Raw genomic sequence first — 16219 nt, 5'->3', positions numbered from 1 at the left:
GTCGACGGCGAAAACTCCTTCGAAACGTTACGTCGTCCGTCCGTGATGCGCCAGGGCCACCGTCACCCCGCCGAGCGCCGCTCCCGCTCCAGCTCCTCGGCCAGGTCGTCGTGCGCGAGCACCGACGGGTCGACCTGCCCCGTCCGGTACGCCGCGCGCCCCACCATGTGCGCGGCGACGGGCACCGTCAGGAGCTGGAACGCGCCGATCGCGACGATCATGGCGATGTCGGTGGCCCGGTGCAGCTGCAGCCCGACCCCCACCAGGGCCAGCAGGACCCCGAGCACCTGGGGCTTGGCCGTGGTGTGCATGCGGGCCAGCAGGTCGGACAGCCGCAGCAACCCGACGGCCGCCAGCACCGTCAGCAGGCAGCCCAGCAGCAGCGCGATCGAGACGACCACCTCGGCGACCGGGTTCACCGCTTCCCCCTCTCCTCGTCCGACTCCTTCGCCGCGTACCGCGCGACGCTGACCGACCCCACGAACCCCACGAGCGCCAGGACGACGATCACGGGCAGCGTCGTCGCGTGCCGGTTGGCCGCGGCCTCCACGCACAACCCGATGACGACGGTCGCGACGACGACGTCCAGGGCGACGACCCGGTCCAGCATCGTCGGGCCCTTCGCGACGCGGATCAGCGCGCACAGCGCCGCGACGAACAACATGCCCACGCACAGGGCGACGACCACGGGGTTCACGCCGGGCTCCCTTCGCACAGGCTGTCGGACCCGTCGGCCCGGCAGCGGTCGAGGTACTCCGCGTACACCTGCGGGGTCGCGAACGTCTTCAGGATGCGGCGCTCGGTGAGCAGCACCTCGCGGCGGATCCGCTGCCGCCCTTCCTCGGTGTCGACCCCGAGCGCGTGGACGTAGATCGACCCCTGACCGCCTTGCAGCGACGGCGCCCCGAGCTCGACGATGACCGAGCCCGGCACGAGCGAGACCATCTCCGCGGTCATCGTGACGAACAGGTCCGAGCCGGAGTGCAGCGGGACCTTCACCACGGAGTTGCGCGGCTGCCGCCCCGGACGGACCGTCAGCCACGCCACCTGGGCGCTCGCGGCGAACAGGTCGGCGGCGAACCGCGCGAGCAGCGCCACGATCCGCAACGGCCGGATCCGGATCCCGAGCGAGACCGTCGGCATCGGCAGCACCAGCGTGACGAGCAGGGCCAGCACCGTCCCGGAGATCACGTTTGCCCACGACAGGTCGCCCCACAGCAGCAGCCACAGGACGACGAGCCAGACCAGCAGCGGGACGCTCACGCGTTCGCGCAGCGACAGGACCTTGGCGTTCACTCGCCCACCTCCGGGACCCGGTCGTGCAGGACGGTCGACGTGTACGGCGTGCGGTCCAGCAGGTCCTGCGCCGCGCGGTCGCTGATGCCGAACAACGGCCCGGCGATGACGGTGATGCCCACCCCGACGACGACGAGCGCCGCCGTCGGCACGACCATCCCGAGCGGGGTGCGGGTGCCGACGCGGGTCGCGGTGGCCAGGCCGCCGACCTCGCCGGACGGTTCGGTCTGCGGTTCCTGCCAGAAGGCGCGGTTCCACACCTTCGCGATGGCGTAGAGCGTGAGCAGCGACGTGACGACGCCCCCGGCGACGAGGACGTACGCCTGCCACGTCCCGACGTCGACGCCGGCCTGCAGCAGCCCGAGCTTGCCGAGGAACCCCGAGAACGGCGGGATCCCCGCGAGGTTCATGGCGGGGACGAAGAACAGGACCGCCAGCAGCGGCGTGCGCTTCGCGAGCGAGCCCAGCGCGTCGAGCGAGGTGCTGCCCGCGTAGCGCTCGATGAGCCCCGTCACGAGGAACAGCGTCGTCTGCACGGTGATGTGGTGCGCGACGTAGAACACCGCGCCCGACAGCCCGCCGGCCGTCCCGAGCGCGACGCCGAACACCATGTACCCGATGTGGCTGACGAGGGTGAACGACAGCAGACGCTTCACGTCGCTCTGGGCGACGGCACCGAGGATCCCGACGACCATCGTCGCCAGCGCCACCCACAGCAGCAGCTGCGACGCCTGCCCGCCGGGGAACAGCAGGGTCTCGGTCCGGATGATCGCGTAGACGCCGACCTTGGTCAGCAACCCGGCGAACACCGCGGTCACGGGCGCGGGCGCCGTCGGGTAGGAGTCCGGCAGCCACGCCGACAGCGGGAACACCGCGGCCTTGATGCCGAACCCGACGAGCAGCAGCAGGTGCAGGACGAGCTGCACGTCGGGGTCGACGTCGCGCAGCCGCAGCGAGAGTTCGGCCATGTTCACGGTCCCGGTCGCCATGTAGATCAGGGCGATGGCCGTGAGGAACACCATGGACGACAGCAGGCTCACGACGACGTACGTCGTCCCGGCCCGCACGCGCGCTTTCGTCCCGCCGAGGGTCAGCAGGATGTAGCTGGCGGCCAGCAGGATCTCGAACCCGACGTACAGGTTGAACAGGTCCCCGGACAGGAACGCGTTCGAGACGCCCGCGGACAGCACGAGGTACGTCGGGTGGTAGATCGAGACCGGCGTGCCCTCCTCGCCGTCGGCGACGCCCTGGGCGAGGGAGTACAGCAGGACGGCGAGGGTCACGACGGAACTCACGACGAGCATGAGCGTCGACAACCGGTCCGCGACGAGCGGGATCCCGAGCTTGGCGGGCCAGCCGCCCACGTCGACGGAGTACGTCCCGCTGCCGTGGTCGGTCATCACGAGCATCGTGACCGCGGCGACGACCACGACGCTCAGCGCGGTCACGGAGATCGTGCGCTGCGCCCGGGGCCGGCGGGCCAGCGCCAGGGTCAGGCCCGCCGCGAACAGCGGCAGGACGACGGGCAGGGGGAGGAGGACGCGCGCCCACTCGGTCACGGGGAGGTCCCCTCCTCTTCGCTGGTCTCACGGGTGTCGTCGTCGTAGCTGGCGGATGTCTCGTCGAGCTCGGCGCGCCGCACGATGCGGCGGTCCTCGACGTCGTCCTGGACCTCGTCGTGCCCGTCGATCTGCCAGCTGCGGTAGGCCAGCGCGAGGACGAACGCGACCATGCCCAGGGTGATGACGATGGCCGTCAGCACCATCGCCTGCGGCAGCGGGTCGCTCATGGTCTCCGCGGTCGCCTTCCCCAGGATCGGCGCGAGGCCGGGGCGGCCGCTGGCGACGAGGAACAGGATGTTGATCCCGTTGCCGAGCAGGACGACGCCGACGAGGACGCGGGTCAGCGTGCGTTCCAGCAGGAGCGCGACGCCGCAGGCGACCAGAACTCCTGAGACGACGATCAGCGTCACGTTGGGGCTCATGAAGAGGTCTCCTCGATCTGGCGGTCGATCTCGGCGCCCAGGCTGCGGATGACGTCGACGACGAGGCCGACGACCAGCAGGTACACGCCGACGTCGAAGAACAACGAGGTCACGAGCTTCACGTGACCCAGGACGGGCAGGTCGTACTGGAGGATCTCGGTCTGCAGCACGTCGCCGCCGAGCAGGATCCCGACGAGCCCGGTGCCGGCGGACAGGAACAACCCGCTGCCCAGCAGCCAGCCCGCGTTGATCGGGACGGCGGTGTTGAACTCGTACCGGCCGCCCGCGAGGTAGCGCACGACGAGCGCGAGCCCGGCGACGAGGCCGCCCGCGAACCCCCCGCCGGGCTGGTTGTGCCCGGAGAACACGAGGTAGACCGACAGCACGACGATGGCGTGGAACGTCAGCCGGGTCACGACCTCGAACACCACGGAGCGGCGTTCGGGGTCGACGGTCCCGCCCGCGGGCAGCCACGCCGTGGGCTTCTTCGGGGTGTTCTCCTCGTCGTGCGCGGCGAACGCCTGGTCGATGGACCCCATGCGGCGGCGGAACACGAGGGAGGCGACGCCGGTGGCCGCGACGAGCAGCACGGAGATCTCGCCCATGGTGTCCCAGGCGCGGACGTCGACGAGGGTCACGTTGACGACGTTCTTGCCGCCGCCGTAGTCGTACGCCCACTGCGGCAGGTCGATGGACGTCGGGACCGCGACCCGCGCGCCGGAGGCGACGAGCGCGAACAGCGACGTGCAGGTCCCGACCGCGATCCCGATGGCGATCCGCACCCAGCGCGTCCCGACGAGCGGGCGGGAGGAGAAGAACGGTGGCAGCCGGCGCAGCGCGAGGACGAACACGACGAGCGTGATCGTCTCGGCCAGCGCCTGGGTCAGGGCGAGGTCCGGTCCGGCGTGCAGCACGAACAGCAGCGTCACGCCGTACCCGGTGACCCCGACGAGCATCACGGCCCGCAGCCGGCGCCGGGCGCGGACGGTGAGGACGGCCGCGACGACCATGACGACCCCCACGACGACCTGCCCGAGGTTGTCGTAGAGCACGACGTCGGACGGCCACGGCTGCGTCCACAGCAGCGCCCCGCCGGGGACGAGGACGACGACGAGCAGGATCGAGGCCAGGTAGATCGGCAGCGAACCACGCTGCGTCGCCCCGGTCACCTCGACGGCGACGCGGTCGACGGCGCGGACCGTCTTGCGGTACCCGCGGTCGGCGGCGGGGACGTCCGGGGCCTTGCTCTGCAGCAGTTCCACCTGGTCGCGGGCGAGGAACAGCAACCCCGCGAGCAGGAACGTGATGACCGTCAGGACCAGCGGCAACCCGACGCCGTGCCACAGCGCGAGGTGCTCGGCCTCCCCGGGCAGCTCGTGCGCGATCAGCGCCGCCGGCTTGTCGACGAGCGGCGCGAGTGGCCCGGTGAGCAAGGTCACGGCAGCGAGGACCAGGGGAGCGGCGATGAGCGCCGCGGACGGTTTCGGCGCCGTCGAGTCGGGGACCCCGGGCTTGCGGCAGAACGTCCCCCATACGAACCGCGCGGAGTACGCGGCGGTCAGCACCGAGCCGAGGACGAGGACGCCGAGGACGACCGGGTCCTCCTCGAACGCCGCGTACGCGGCCTCCTTGGCGACGAACCCCGACGCGATCGGGACCCCAGCCATCGAGGCGGCCGCGACGGTCCCGACGACGGCGAGCAGCGGCATCCGCCGCCCGAGCCCGGACAGTTCCCGCAGGTCGCGGGTGTGGGTCTGGTGGTCGACGATGCCGACGACGAGGAACAGCGCCGCCTTGAACGTGGCGTGCGCGACGAGCAGCGCGATCCCGGCCGTCGTGGCCGCCGCGGTCCCCGCGCCCACGAGGACGGTGAGGAACCCGAGCTGGCTGACGGTGCCGAACGCGAGCAGCAGCTTCACGTCGTGCTGGCGCAGCGAGCGGTACCCGCCGATCACCATCGTCGCCAGGCCCAGGACCAGCACGGTCGTCCGCCAGGCCGGGAGTTCCGCGGCGGCGGGCGCGAACCGGGCGATGAGGTAGATCCCGGCCTTCACCATGGCCGCGGCGTGCAGGTACGCGCTGACGGGGGTGGGCGCGGCCATCGCGGCGGGCAGCCAGAAGTGGAACGGCACGAGCGCCGACTTCGAGATCGCGCCCACGAGGACCAGCACGACGGCGACCGTCGTGGCCGTCCCGGTGGGGAAGTCCTCGAGCACCTCCGAGAGCCGGTAGGTGCCCGCCGACTGTCCGATGACGATCAGCCCCACGAGCATCGCCAGCCCGCCGAACGTCGTGACGACCAGGGCCTGCGTCGCGGCGCGTCGTGCGCTGCGCTTGTGCGCGTCGTACCCGATGAGCAGGTACGAGAACACCGTGGTGAGTTCCCAGAACACGTAGAGCTGGACGAGGTCGTCGGCCAGCACGAGGCCCGTCATGGCCCCCGTGAACGCGGTCAGGACGGCCGCGAACCGCGCCGACCCGGGGTCGTTCTCGTGGAAGTAGCTCCCGCAGTAGAACAGGACGAGCGCGCCCACACCCCCCACGAGGAGGGTGAGGACCCACGAGAGCGGGTCGAGGCGGAACGCGAGTTCCACGTGCAGGGACGGGACCCAGTTGACGACGACCTGGGGTCCGTCGCCGCGCAGGACGGCGGGGCCCTGGAACGCGGCCCAGACGGTCGTCGCCGCGGGGGCGAGGGCGAGCACGCTGAACGCTCGGCGGTCCAGGAGCCGGACCAGGGGCACGGCGAAGACGGCGGCGACAGCGTGGACGAGCAGCAGTGTCAGCACGGCCGGTCCTCACGAATCGGGGGCAGGTCGGTCTTCACAGGATAACCCAGACTTTCGTTCTGTTCGATTCGGAGTTCGCTGTTACCGTGGTCGGGTGTCATCGACCGTCGCCTGTCACGGCGCCGAGGTCACCGTCAGACCCGGCCTCGCAGGGCTCCCCGAACTCGCCGAACTCCTCGTAGCGCACCCCTCCGGGACGCTGTCGCTGAAGGTGGGACGGCGTTCCGTCGAGCTCCCCCCGGAGCTGGCCACCGCCCTCCGCGAGACCGTCCAGGCGTTGGCTCACGGCGAGGCCGTGACCCTCACCCCCCACGAGGCGCTGCTCACGACGCAGGAGGCCGCCGACGTGCTCGGCGTCAGCCGGCCCACGCTCGTGCGGCTGCTGGAGTCCGGCGCGCTGCCCCACACGAAGCCCGGCGTGCACCGACGGGTGCGGCTGGAGGACGTACTCGACTACGCCGAGGCGCACCGCAGGGGACGGGCGCCGCTGCCGCGGCACGGCTGATCCCCGCGTTCCGACCTTTGGTCCGTGCTCCGCGGGTCGGAACGTGCAGCTCCCCGTTCTCAGGCCAGCACCCCGGCGTCGGCGACCAGCTCCACCGCCGCGCGCGGACCCCTCCGCGTCAGCAGCGCCGCCCGCAGCTCCCGGCCTCCGCGTCGAAGCAGCCACGTCACGAGCACGACCCCCGAGGTGTCGACCTGGACTCCCACGTGGACCCCGTCGACGGTGATGACGGTGAAGTCACCACCGCTGGCGGTGTCCCGACTGCGGGCCACCCGTTGGGGCCACTGCGTGTTCTTGTCCCGCTCCTCGACGTCCAGAATCGACCCACCCCGCTGCACCGCCGACCACCGCAGCGCCCGCTCCCACGCCAGGTCGGCGGGGAGGTAAGTAACGCGCAGGTGCAGCCGGAGGGACCCCTCCACCAGTTGGTCCGCGACCGGCTCCATGGGGAGGCCGCGGTGGACGGAGATGCGCTCCACGACGTCCAGTCCGCGGAATGCAGGCAGGGTCGGGACCGGACCGCCCAGCAACCCCGCTGCCGTCGGCTCGTCGACGAGCTCATGGCGCCACGACAGGCTGCCCGGGGCGCGGCTGTGCCCGGCGAGAGCGTTGCCCAGCGCGTCATGGGGGACGAGCGCGGCCAGAGCGGTCGGCACCTTCGCGTCTAGGGTCACAAGGACAATCTTGGGTTCAGAGGAGCCGGGGACGCGCCGCTGGTGGCCTCTTCGTCCCGAAGCTTCGCGGACCATCCGGGACCGACTCGTCCTCTCTACTGCCGCTTCCAGTCCGGCCCGCAGGTGTCCGAGAGAGTCCGAGTCCGTTGTCACGCAGATAGACACTCGCTCGTACCTCGATGACCGCAGCTTGGGAAGCCTCGCGGAACAGGTCCGGGGATGTCGAGAGGCGCGTGTCGCGGACGTTCCAGGCCTACCAGGACGGCCTGTTGGCTCTCAACCGTCGATGTGGGTGGCGGGGCACTCGAACCACACTGTCTTGCCCGGTCCGTCGGACTGGGGCTCGTACCCCCACGTTGCTGCCAGCAGGTCGACCAGGGCGATCCCGCGACCTCCCGTGTCGTCCCACTCCGCGTCTCGCAGCACGGGCGGTTCAGGACTCGCGTCCACGACCCCGATGTGGACGCAGTCGGGTCGACGATCCAGCTCCAGCCGCAAGGGCTCTCTACCGTGTACGACCGCGTTGGTCACGAGCTCACTGGTCAGGAGCTGCACGACGTGCACCGTGTCTTCGTCCACGTGGGACGCGCATCGTCCGGTCATCCAGTGCCGCGCCAGACCGACAGCTGACAGTTGGGCGGGCAGGGCGAGTTCGTGGTGCTCCATGGCGTCTTCCTGTTCTGGCGCCTGGACCACTGGCCGCATGGTGCGCACTGCCGAGTCGACGCCGTACGGCGCCACTGCTGCCCACTGTGCAACCACTTGCGGGGTGATGCCATCAGAAGCCGTGTCGTCGGACCACGACTGGGCCCCTTGGTCGTTCGCCTCGCCGGCGCGGCAGGTCGCAGTAGCCTGAATGGACGCCAATGCGATCCAGTGAGCGCTCGTCATCCTCGTCGAGGCCTGCTGGACGCTGGTCGCGCACATCGTCACAGGATGCCCGCCGCCGCGGGGGCGGGATGGTAGGTAGCTCATGCACCGCAGACGGTGCCGTGGCGGGGCTTTCGTGGCATCAGCGCCCGAGAGCGCTCGATGAGTGCGTCACAGCCGGATGGGGTGCGGGTGGATCAGGCTCGGTTGGTGCAAGTCGTCGGCGGCTTGGCGCGTCGCGCGATCGGTGACTTCACTCTGGAGAGCCTCTTGCAGGACCTGGCTGTCGCGGTCGCTGATGTGCTCGAGATCGACGGTGTCGGCGTCAGCTACCACGACGGCGAGCACATGCGTGTCGTCCACACCCTGCCCCCGCTGGTCGACGGTGCCGAGCGAGTCCAGGAGGAGGACGGGAGCGGGCCGTGTCACGACGCGGTCAACACCGAGAGCCAGGTCTCAGAGGGTGAGCTGGCGCAGCACTCCTACCGGTGGCCTCGTTTCGCTGAGCAGGCCCTGGCTGCGGGTCTGAACGCGGTCGCAGCGCTGCCCATGTTGGGCCGGGGCCGTGCTTGGGGTGCTTTGAACCTGTACCGCCGCGAACCTGGGCCTTTCAGCGCTGAGGAGCTCACCGCGGCTCAGGTGCTGACCGATGTGGCCTGCGGGTACGTGGTCATGGCCCACGATCGTGCGGTCGCTGAGGAAGCCGAGCGGCAGGCAGCTCACACTGCGACGCACGACGGGCTCACGGGCCTGCCGAACCGGGCTCTGCTGTACGACCGGCTGAACCACGCCGTGGCGACGACCTCTCGCGGCCGACGTGCCATGGCTGTGATCTTCATCGACCTGGACGGCTTCAAGAGCGTCAACGACACCCACGGCCACCAGGCCGGGGATGAACTGCTCCGACAGGTCGCCGGTCGACTGTCCACGGTGGTCCGCAAGGGCGACACCTTGGCCCGGTGGGGCGGCGATGAGTTCGTCGTCATCTGTGAGGCGCTGACACCAGGGCATCCACGAAGCGCCGGAGCGGCGGCTGGTCGGAGCAGTGGTGACGCACCTCAAGGAGCAGATGAGCACGCCTTGGAGGTCATCGTCGATCGGCTGCACGGTGTCTTGGCGGCGCCTTTCGAGCTGCCCGCCGTGGTCCGGATCGGCGCTAGCGTCGGGGTGGCCGCTGGTGTTCCAGATGACGGCTCCTCCACTGGTCGTGATGACGTCGATGCACTGCTGCGCCTTGCCGATGAGGCCATGTACACGGCCAAGCGGCAGCAGCACCAGGATGCTGAGAGCTCCCACAAGGTGATCAACCTCTTGGTGGAGGAAGACTCCACCCGTACCGATGGGTGACCACCGGGAGCATCCGCCTCGGTAGGACCTGCAGTCGGTGTCGCGCGTCGGGTGTGCTGTCCGGACCGGGGCCGGCCCCTGACCGACGTTCACTGATGTTGCGTGCAGTCCTCACGCCCCCGCCGTGAACAGGTCTTGAGCGATACTGGTCGTGGTCGTAGCCCACGGCCAGCTGTCCGAAGACGTTTCCGCGACCTACCGGTGGTCGGCCATGATGAGCGCGCACGCTGCGTCGCACACGGGTGGCGATCAGTTCGAGCCTGGAAGTGAGGGGACCTGAGGTGGAGCGCTCAGCGGAGCAGCCGAGCGACGACCGGACCACCTCGGTGGCGAAAGTCCCCGAAAGCGCTGTCACAGCAGCTCACACCCTGCTGTCAGATGTTCGGCGGGTCCGGGCGGCGGAACGACTGCTGGCCGCCAAGCCGGGTGCCCCCGGCCTGGAACGCATCGCCCTGCTGGCCGGTCAGTTGCTGGGAGCGACAGCCACCCAGGTCTCGCTGCTGGGCCGTGAACACGTGGTCCTGGCCGGTACGGGGCTTTCCCCGTCAGCGGTCGGTTCCTCCACCGCGCTGGAAGAGACGATGTGCACGCTGAGCATCACGTCCGACGGCCCCATGATCGTCGAGGACGCCCCCAGCGATGCGCGTGTGCAGGACATGCCTGCGGTGACCTCCGGTGAGGTCGGCGCGTACCTGGGGGTGGCTCTGACGGGCTCGGCGGGAGTGCCGGTGGGGTCGTTGTGCGTCTTCGACCCGGCTCCTCGCAGCTGGACCGCTGCCGACGTCCGGACCCTGCAGCAGCTGGCCTTCCTCATCGTCAGCGAGCTGGAGCTGACCGCCCTTTCGATCGAGCACGAAGCCAGCAACACCTTGCTGGAGCTGGCGGCACAAGCTGCCGGGGTCGGTGCCTTCACCTTGCACGTGCCGAGCGGGCGGGTGACGTGGGACGAGCAGATGCACGCCCTGTTCGGCTTGGACCCGGCCGACCCGGACGAGCAGGTCACCAGCTTGAGCGACGTCATGGCGCGCATCCACCCCGACGACCGTGCGGACGTCACCTCCAGGCTGACCGAGGCCGTCGACACGTTGGGGGATTTCTTCACCGTGTACCGCGCGGTGCGGCCCGACGGCTCACTGCGCTGGCTGCAGGCCCGTGGACGCATATTGGCCGGTACCGACCGCACTCCGGTGCGCTTGATCGGCACCACTCACGACGTCACCGAGGAGCAGGAAGGCGCGCAACGAACGGCGGCCCGCTTCAACCTGCTCGTCGAGGTCACCGAGGCGTTGAGCACGACGTCGAACGACAGCGGACACGGTGCCACCAACTCCGTGGCCGAGCGCGCAGTACAGGGACTGGCCGAACTGCTGGTCCCCGCGTTGGGTGACTGGTGCGTCATCAGCCTCGTCGACGACGACGCCCCGGCCGCCGACCCGGCCAGAGCCCGGACAGCGCACGTCAACGAGCTCCGCCGCGGCCTGCGGGACCTCAGCAGCTGGCACCGCGATCCTCAGCGGCGCGCAGCGGCTGAGAGCTACGCCCTGCACCGCTTCGACGAGATCGGCGACGACGCCTTCATCCTGCGCGCACTTCGTCACTCCCGGCCCCTGCTGGTGACGGAGGCGACGAAAAACATCGGTGCTACGTTCCCGTCCGAGGCGTACTCTCTCCGCGCTCTGGACGATCTGGCCCCGCACAGCGCCTACATGCTTCCGCTGCGGGGACGTGGCCGGACCCTGGGCATCCTGTCGCTGTTCACCTCACGTGAGCGTGGGCCCTTCAGCGACGAAGAGCTGATGACTGCTCGTGACGTGGCTGATCGGATCGGTCTTGCTCTGGATGCTTCCCGGCTGCACCGCCAGCACCAGCACATCGCTGAGGGTCTGCAGCGGTCCTTGCTGACCAGCCCGGTGCAGCCGGACCACCTGCAGATCGTCGTGCGCTACATGGCAGCGGCCGAGGCCGCTCAGGTCGGTGGGGACTGGTACGACGCCTTCATCCAGCCCGGTGGTGCGACGGTCCTCGTCATCGGTGACGTCCTGGGACACGACGTGCGCTCGGCGGCAGCGATGAGTCAGGTCCGCTCGACGGTTCGTGCTTTCGGTGCCATCGGCGACGAAGGGCCGGCTGCGATCCTGCGTCAGACCGATGAGGTCATGCGCACGCTGATGATCGACACCACCGCGACCGCTCTGGCTGCCCGCTTGGAACAGGACGGGGACGAGGTCGAACGCGGCATCACACGGGTGCGGTGGTCCAGCGCCGGTCACCCCCCGGCGATGCTCATCAATCCCGACGGCACCGTCACTGCTCTCGCCGACGTCGGACACGACCTGCTCCTGGGGGTGGAACCAAGCTTGCCCCGGCACGAGTCGGAGCTCCTACTCGACCGCGGCGCGACCTTGCTGCTCTTCACCGACGGCCTCGTGGAGCGCCGCGACCAGCCTCTGGGCGAGGGCTTGGAGCGGCTACGCGACACGCTGCAGCGCCTCGCCGCTGACGGTTCCTCGCTCGACGATCTCGTCGATGCCGCCTTGGCCGCAATGTTGCCCAGCCACCCCGAGGACGACGCCGCCGTCCTCGCTGTGCGGCTGCACCGCCAGGATCGTCCGCGACCGGCCGAAGCCGGCCCGAACCGCGTACCGCCCGGTGTGCCCGCAGAGCCCCCCATCGTCGCCTGAGTTGCTGAGGGGCGAGGTCCGATGTGTCTTCGCAGGGAGCTGCGAGAGGCGTCGGACCCTGAGTCGCACCGTAGCTCGGCGTCTGGTTGGCCTCTTTCGTCCCGAAGCTTCGCAGGCAAGTCAAAATGAGACTGGTGCGCCTCAACGAGGTTCAGGGCGGCCCCCGTCGCCCCAGTGCATCCATGCCGGTTGTCACGCAGTTAGACATACAGCGGTATGAATCGGTAGGTCGGCGAGTCACGCACGCTTAAACCGCACCATTGGGGCACCTGCCCGATGTCTCGCAGAACCGAGACGTCGTAAACGGCATTTTTGACAGTGCGACAAGCGCCATTGACAGCAGATACTGCGGTACCTCATTCCATTTCGTTCGATTCAGATTCAGACTCGTCATCGCTCGTCAAGACTGCAAGAACGGCGCTAGTAAAAGCCCCTTTGAAATCTGCAACGACCTCGCTTTTGGCGATAGCAGCCACAAGCAGCGCGGCGTAATAATGAGGGACCTCTGTGGAGGCACAACCAGCCTCCGCCGCATACTTTGCGAATATCTCTGCGGCTCTCGCGCTTCTTACGAGAACGATGAGCTCCGAGACGGAACGTACACCAGCCGCTTGCAGAATTTCGACGCAAAGCGCATCACTATGGTGGGTCTTTGCCGCACTGGGAGCAGCATCTGATCGCCAACCCGGCGCCTGCGGCATTACGACTTCGAAAGCGGCCGCTAATCTGGCTGAATCAAGATCCTGCTCGAGAGACATGTGAGCCCTGTAAGCAGCGATGTAAGTGTCGACCAAACGGTACTTGGCATCTCTTAGATTTTCGAGCTCCCGATCGAGAATTTCTAGCGTGCTAGCCACCGCGTAAACACGACGCCTAAATTGCTCATCGTAGACAACGCCGCTCTTATAAACGACTTCATGTTCTACCTGCGCCCATGCATGCTCAAGTAGCGTTCTTATCTGAATCTCAACATAAACTGGCGGCTCGGTCGGGAGTTTCGCCATAGCTAATTCAGATTCTGGCAGAGTTCCAATGATGTGGACTGATCTATAGCCAAACTGAGACGCCGTGAGGTTGTCTCGCTTGTCCCCGCTTCGCTCCGAGTCGACTGTGCCCAGAATGCTGCGAACATAACCAGATATCTTATCGACTTCGTCGGAGTAGTAAGTAATTATTCGCGCGCCTACTAGGTCGGTCAGATCTGTCTCTGGATTTTCGTAGTGCTTGCGACGGAGCTTTTCGCGTACGCTTTGGGGCTCTTTAGCGCGAGCCGTGACGGCCTGCACTGGCATGCCCTGCTCAAGGAGTCTCCTTAACAGGAATTCCTGCGCCAGTACGGCGTGCTGGACGTAGATTGGATGCTCTCGTGAATACTTTTCTGCGAAAGCAGCAGGTTTTCCGTCACTCACTAGGCACCTCGAAACGGGTCAGGATCCTCCTGGCTAGGATTTCGCGCCGGGTCTCCCTTGGTTTGATGTTGTCCGTCTGACGGCTAGCGGCAGCTAGGTATCGTGCTACGTCACCATCCGCCGTACCATCGGCACACTCCGCATCAAATTCAACGAGACGTTTTCCCGACGACTCGGGGTCCAATTCATCGACTCCGCCCGCCGCAAGAGAAATCATATCTATTGCCGAAATCAGCGAATAGTAATCAACAGGGCGACGGAATCGGGTTTCAGCAAGGCTCGGAAGGGCGTTCGAAATCCATTCCTGGTACCCGCGGAGGCGCTCTCGAACCTCTTCTGCTTCTGGGAACTCTGCCCGGAATGTCTGGTACCAGAGATCAATGCTTGCCTTCTTGTCTTGTGGACCCTCCATAAGCAGAATTACCAATTCTGCAGCAAATTCCGTGCTTCGATGCCTCTGCAACTGCGCAGCAGACAGGATGCGATTGTCTGCCCAGTATGTCCATAGGCCCACTTCTTCTACAAAGTTGGCGAAGGCGCCCGTCTCTCGAGCATTGCGGATTTCTGCCGAGTTAAGCGATACCACGAATCGATTAAATCGCACGAAGATGTCTTTGATGTCTTCTTCGTTGTATTCCGAGAGTTCTTCAACAACGAAGTCATAATTTAGAATCTGACCCTGGTCGACCGGCTCAAGCGTTTGGAACTTTTTTCCACTCCGACTCGGCCCAGCTTGGTCCCCTAGGCGAAAACGACCATCCAGGTAGTCGAACACTGTTCGGAGGCGCTGTTGACCATCAATGACTTCATATGTAATCCGCCCACCTAGGGTGGCGCTAGTTCGCTTAACTAGCAGCGGCGGAATAGGACGATCGCGCAGAATGGAGTCCAGAAGGTAAACCTTTGCTGCCCGCGGCCAAACACTATTGCGCTGATATCCGGGCACTAGATTCAGCTGGCCGGACTGGTAAAGCTGATGCAGAAGACCAACATCTTTGGTGGTTGTAGTTCTCTTAGCCACTGATCGTCTCCCCCTCGAGTACCTGATCCCCACACCGTGCCACACAGAGAGCTCCAAGGGGGAGTTCTTGTTGAGATGGCCCTAGTGCCCGCGTAGCCCGCACGTCATCGCTCGCGGTGCATGGATGCGCGGCGCTAATCCAGCCATGCGCGAAGGCACCCGCGCGTCCATGTAGCGCAACCTGGGGTCCAGGGGCGGGAGCCCCTGGTACCACTCAGCTGCTACCGACTGGCATCAGGCATTAGAGAGGTGGTGCACCGATGCGACGCCGGGCCTCGTGGCTGTCGGCGAGCACGGCCGCAGGCCGCGCGCAGACGGCGGCCGCGGAGGGGCGGTGACGCCGGCGGGCGCGTCCGCCGCCTTGACGGAGTAGAGAAAGTTCTCACAGCTGGACTTGGTGAGGTGCGGGCACCCACTGCCCCTCGTGGATCAGTAGGCTCGTTGTATGGATGAGCCCGCCGTGCAGGAGCCGCCTCGGTGGCAGGTCTTCGGTGAGCGGACCATCTACGACAACCCGTGGGTGCGACTGGTCCTCGTCGATCTGGAGCCCCCGGACGGGAAGCGGTTCGAGCATCACGTGGTGCGTCTCCAGCGCGTGGCCGTCGCGCTCGTGCTCAACGCCGCTGGCGACCAGGTGCTCATGCTCCGCAGACATCGCTTCCTGACGGATCAGGTGGGCTGGGAGCTGCCGGGCGGCATCGTGGACGCAGGCGAGACGGCCTTGCAGACCGCCGCCAGAGAAGCCGAAGAGGAGACCGGTTGGCGTCCCAGTGGTGGACGCCAGCTGCTCGAGTTCCAACCCATGGTGGGGATGGTCGACACCCCTCACGAGGTCTACGTGTTCGAGCAGGCGCAACAAGTTGGAGCGCCTACGGATCTGGTCGAGGCCGGCGTCGTCGACTGGGTGGCCCTCGACGATGTGGTGGAGCTAATCGACCGGGGCGAGATCCTCGGCTCCGGCTCCATCACAGGGTTGCTGCGCTTCCTCGTGGATCGGCGGCTCTGACCTTCACGCTGCCTGACGCAGCGCCTCCAGCCGTCGGCGCTGGCGCACCGACCCCATCCGGTTCGCCAGTGAGGTGGCCTGACGCAAGTAGTGCTGCGCCTGATCGCGGTCGTCGCGGTGCAACTCAGCGGCGGCCAGATCGACCAGCACGCTGGCTTCGGCTCGGCTGTAGCGACCACGAACGCTGGCCAGGCCCTCCAGGAGCTCATCGACGGCGCTGGGGTCGTGCAGCCGACCAAGGCAGTGTCCGCGCCAGCGGGTGAGGTTGGCGGTGTCCAGGCGGAGGTACGGCGTGAGGGCGGCATCGTCATCGCTGCTCGGCAGGAGCGACTCAGCGGCGGCGAGAGACCTGCGGGCTGCCTCGCCGTCACCTGCAGCAGCACGGTTCTCGGCCTCTGCTGCGTGGAGCCAGGCCATGAGGCGAGGCGGTAGCCCATGCAGCCGACGGGCCTCAGCGACCATGTCCGCGCCATCACGTCCTCGTCCGAGGTCAAGCAGCGCGAAAGACTGCTCCCCCGTCGCGTGAGCAAGCAGCGAGCGCGGGTTGTGTCCACCAGAGTGGTGTACGACCAGGCCGGTGACAGGCGTGGCTGACACGTAGAAGGCGGCCACCGCGTGATGCTTCGAAGGACCTCTC

The 16219-nt window shown here is 67.6% G+C and carries 15 protein-coding genes; 4 read left to right on the top strand and 11 right to left on the bottom strand.

What is annotated here, in order from left to right:
* Positions 1-62: 62 nt before the first annotated feature.
* Genes mnhG through CLV37_RS21365 form a run of 6 tightly spaced genes read right to left on the bottom strand, consistent with a single transcriptional unit; the run spans position 63 to position 6069 of the window.
* The gene (gene mnhG / locus CLV37_RS21390; protein ID WP_106214282.1) at positions 63-419 is read right to left on the bottom strand and encodes a monovalent cation/H(+) antiporter subunit G; all 357 of its coding nucleotides are present in this window, start codon (positions 417-419) and stop codon (positions 63-65) included.
* The gene (locus CLV37_RS21385; protein ID WP_245885538.1) at positions 416-697 is read right to left on the bottom strand and encodes an MrpF/PhaF family protein; all 282 of its coding nucleotides are present in this window, start codon (positions 695-697) and stop codon (positions 416-418) included. The genes mnhG and CLV37_RS21385 overlap by 4 nt, the downstream gene beginning before the upstream one ends.
* Entirely contained in the window at positions 694-1296 is a 603-nt protein-coding gene (locus CLV37_RS21380) for a Na+/H+ antiporter subunit E (RefSeq protein ID WP_106214280.1), read from the bottom strand. Before CLV37_RS21380 ends, CLV37_RS21385 begins: the two co-directional genes overlap by 4 nt.
* Positions 1293-2855: a Na+/H+ antiporter subunit D gene (locus CLV37_RS21375; RefSeq protein ID WP_106214278.1), complete on the bottom strand. Its 1563-nt coding sequence runs from the start codon at positions 2853-2855 to the stop codon at positions 1293-1295. Before CLV37_RS21375 ends, CLV37_RS21380 begins: the two co-directional genes overlap by 4 nt.
* The gene (locus tag CLV37_RS21370; RefSeq protein WP_106214276.1) at positions 2852-3280 is read right to left on the bottom strand and encodes a Na(+)/H(+) antiporter subunit C; all 429 of its coding nucleotides are present in this window, start codon (positions 3278-3280) and stop codon (positions 2852-2854) included. Before CLV37_RS21370 ends, CLV37_RS21375 begins: the two co-directional genes overlap by 4 nt.
* Complete coding sequence (locus CLV37_RS21365; protein ID WP_106214274.1) at positions 3277-6069, bottom strand: Na+/H+ antiporter subunit A; 2793 nt, start codon at positions 6067-6069, stop codon at positions 3277-3279. Before CLV37_RS21365 ends, CLV37_RS21370 begins: the two co-directional genes overlap by 4 nt.
* Before the next feature lie 94 nt (positions 6070-6163).
* Between CLV37_RS21365 and CLV37_RS21360 the strand changes: the two genes are divergently transcribed.
* A complete protein-coding gene (locus CLV37_RS21360; protein ID WP_211298844.1) occupies positions 6164-6574 on the top strand; it encodes a helix-turn-helix domain-containing protein in 411 nt (136 codons plus the stop codon).
* 59 nt (positions 6575-6633) lie between these two features.
* Here CLV37_RS21360 and CLV37_RS21355 read toward each other — a convergent pair whose 3' ends face one another.
* Positions 6634-7230 carry a hypothetical protein gene (locus CLV37_RS21355; protein ID WP_146149529.1) on the bottom strand — a complete coding sequence of 199 codons (597 nt, stop codon included), beginning with the start codon at positions 7228-7230 and terminating at the stop codon, positions 6634-6636.
* Positions 7231-7524: 294 nt separating this feature from the next.
* The gene (locus CLV37_RS28645) at positions 7525-8175 is read right to left on the bottom strand and encodes an ATP-binding protein (RefSeq protein ID WP_245885537.1); all 651 of its coding nucleotides are present in this window, start codon (positions 8173-8175) and stop codon (positions 7525-7527) included.
* A gap of 153 nt (positions 8176-8328) precedes the next feature.
* Between CLV37_RS28645 and CLV37_RS21345 the strand changes: the two genes are divergently transcribed.
* Together CLV37_RS21345 and CLV37_RS21340 are read left to right on the top strand one after the other, a co-directional pair.
* A complete protein-coding gene (locus CLV37_RS21345; protein ID WP_170127415.1) occupies positions 8329-9465 on the top strand; it encodes a sensor domain-containing diguanylate cyclase in 1137 nt (378 codons plus the stop codon).
* 281 nt (positions 9466-9746) lie between these two features.
* Complete coding sequence (locus CLV37_RS21340) at positions 9747-12146, top strand: SpoIIE family protein phosphatase (protein WP_245885536.1); 2400 nt, start codon at positions 9747-9749, stop codon at positions 12144-12146.
* Positions 12147-12502: 356 nt separating this feature from the next.
* Here CLV37_RS21340 and CLV37_RS21335 read toward each other — a convergent pair whose 3' ends face one another.
* Together CLV37_RS21335 and CLV37_RS21330 are read right to left on the bottom strand one after the other, a co-directional pair.
* On the bottom strand, positions 12503-13555 hold the full coding sequence (locus CLV37_RS21335) for a GTP pyrophosphokinase (protein ID WP_146149527.1): 1053 nt from the start codon (positions 13553-13555) through the stop codon (positions 12503-12505).
* A complete protein-coding gene (locus tag CLV37_RS21330) occupies positions 13548-14576 on the bottom strand; it encodes a DUF262 domain-containing protein (protein ID WP_170127414.1) in 1029 nt (342 codons plus the stop codon). The genes CLV37_RS21335 and CLV37_RS21330 overlap by 8 nt, the downstream gene beginning before the upstream one ends.
* A gap of 445 nt (positions 14577-15021) precedes the next feature.
* Between CLV37_RS21330 and CLV37_RS21325 the strand changes: the two genes are divergently transcribed.
* Positions 15022-15582 (top strand): NUDIX hydrolase, encoded by a 561-nt coding sequence (locus tag CLV37_RS21325; protein ID WP_106214264.1) that lies wholly within the window; start codon positions 15022-15024, stop codon positions 15580-15582.
* Positions 15583-15585: 3 nt separating this feature from the next.
* Here CLV37_RS21325 and CLV37_RS27145 read toward each other — a convergent pair whose 3' ends face one another.
* Complete coding sequence (locus CLV37_RS27145; RefSeq protein ID WP_146149526.1) at positions 15586-16194, bottom strand: NsdA family TPR-like regulatory protein; 609 nt, start codon at positions 16192-16194, stop codon at positions 15586-15588.
* Positions 16195-16219 lie beyond the last annotated feature (25 nt).

This window comes from Kineococcus rhizosphaerae (assembly GCF_003002055.1).
Lineage (GTDB): Bacteria > Actinomycetota > Actinomycetes > Actinomycetales > Kineococcaceae > Kineococcus > Kineococcus rhizosphaerae.
The sequence above is the reverse complement of the archived record's forward strand: the minus strand, read 5'-3'. Positions and strand labels throughout refer to the sequence as shown.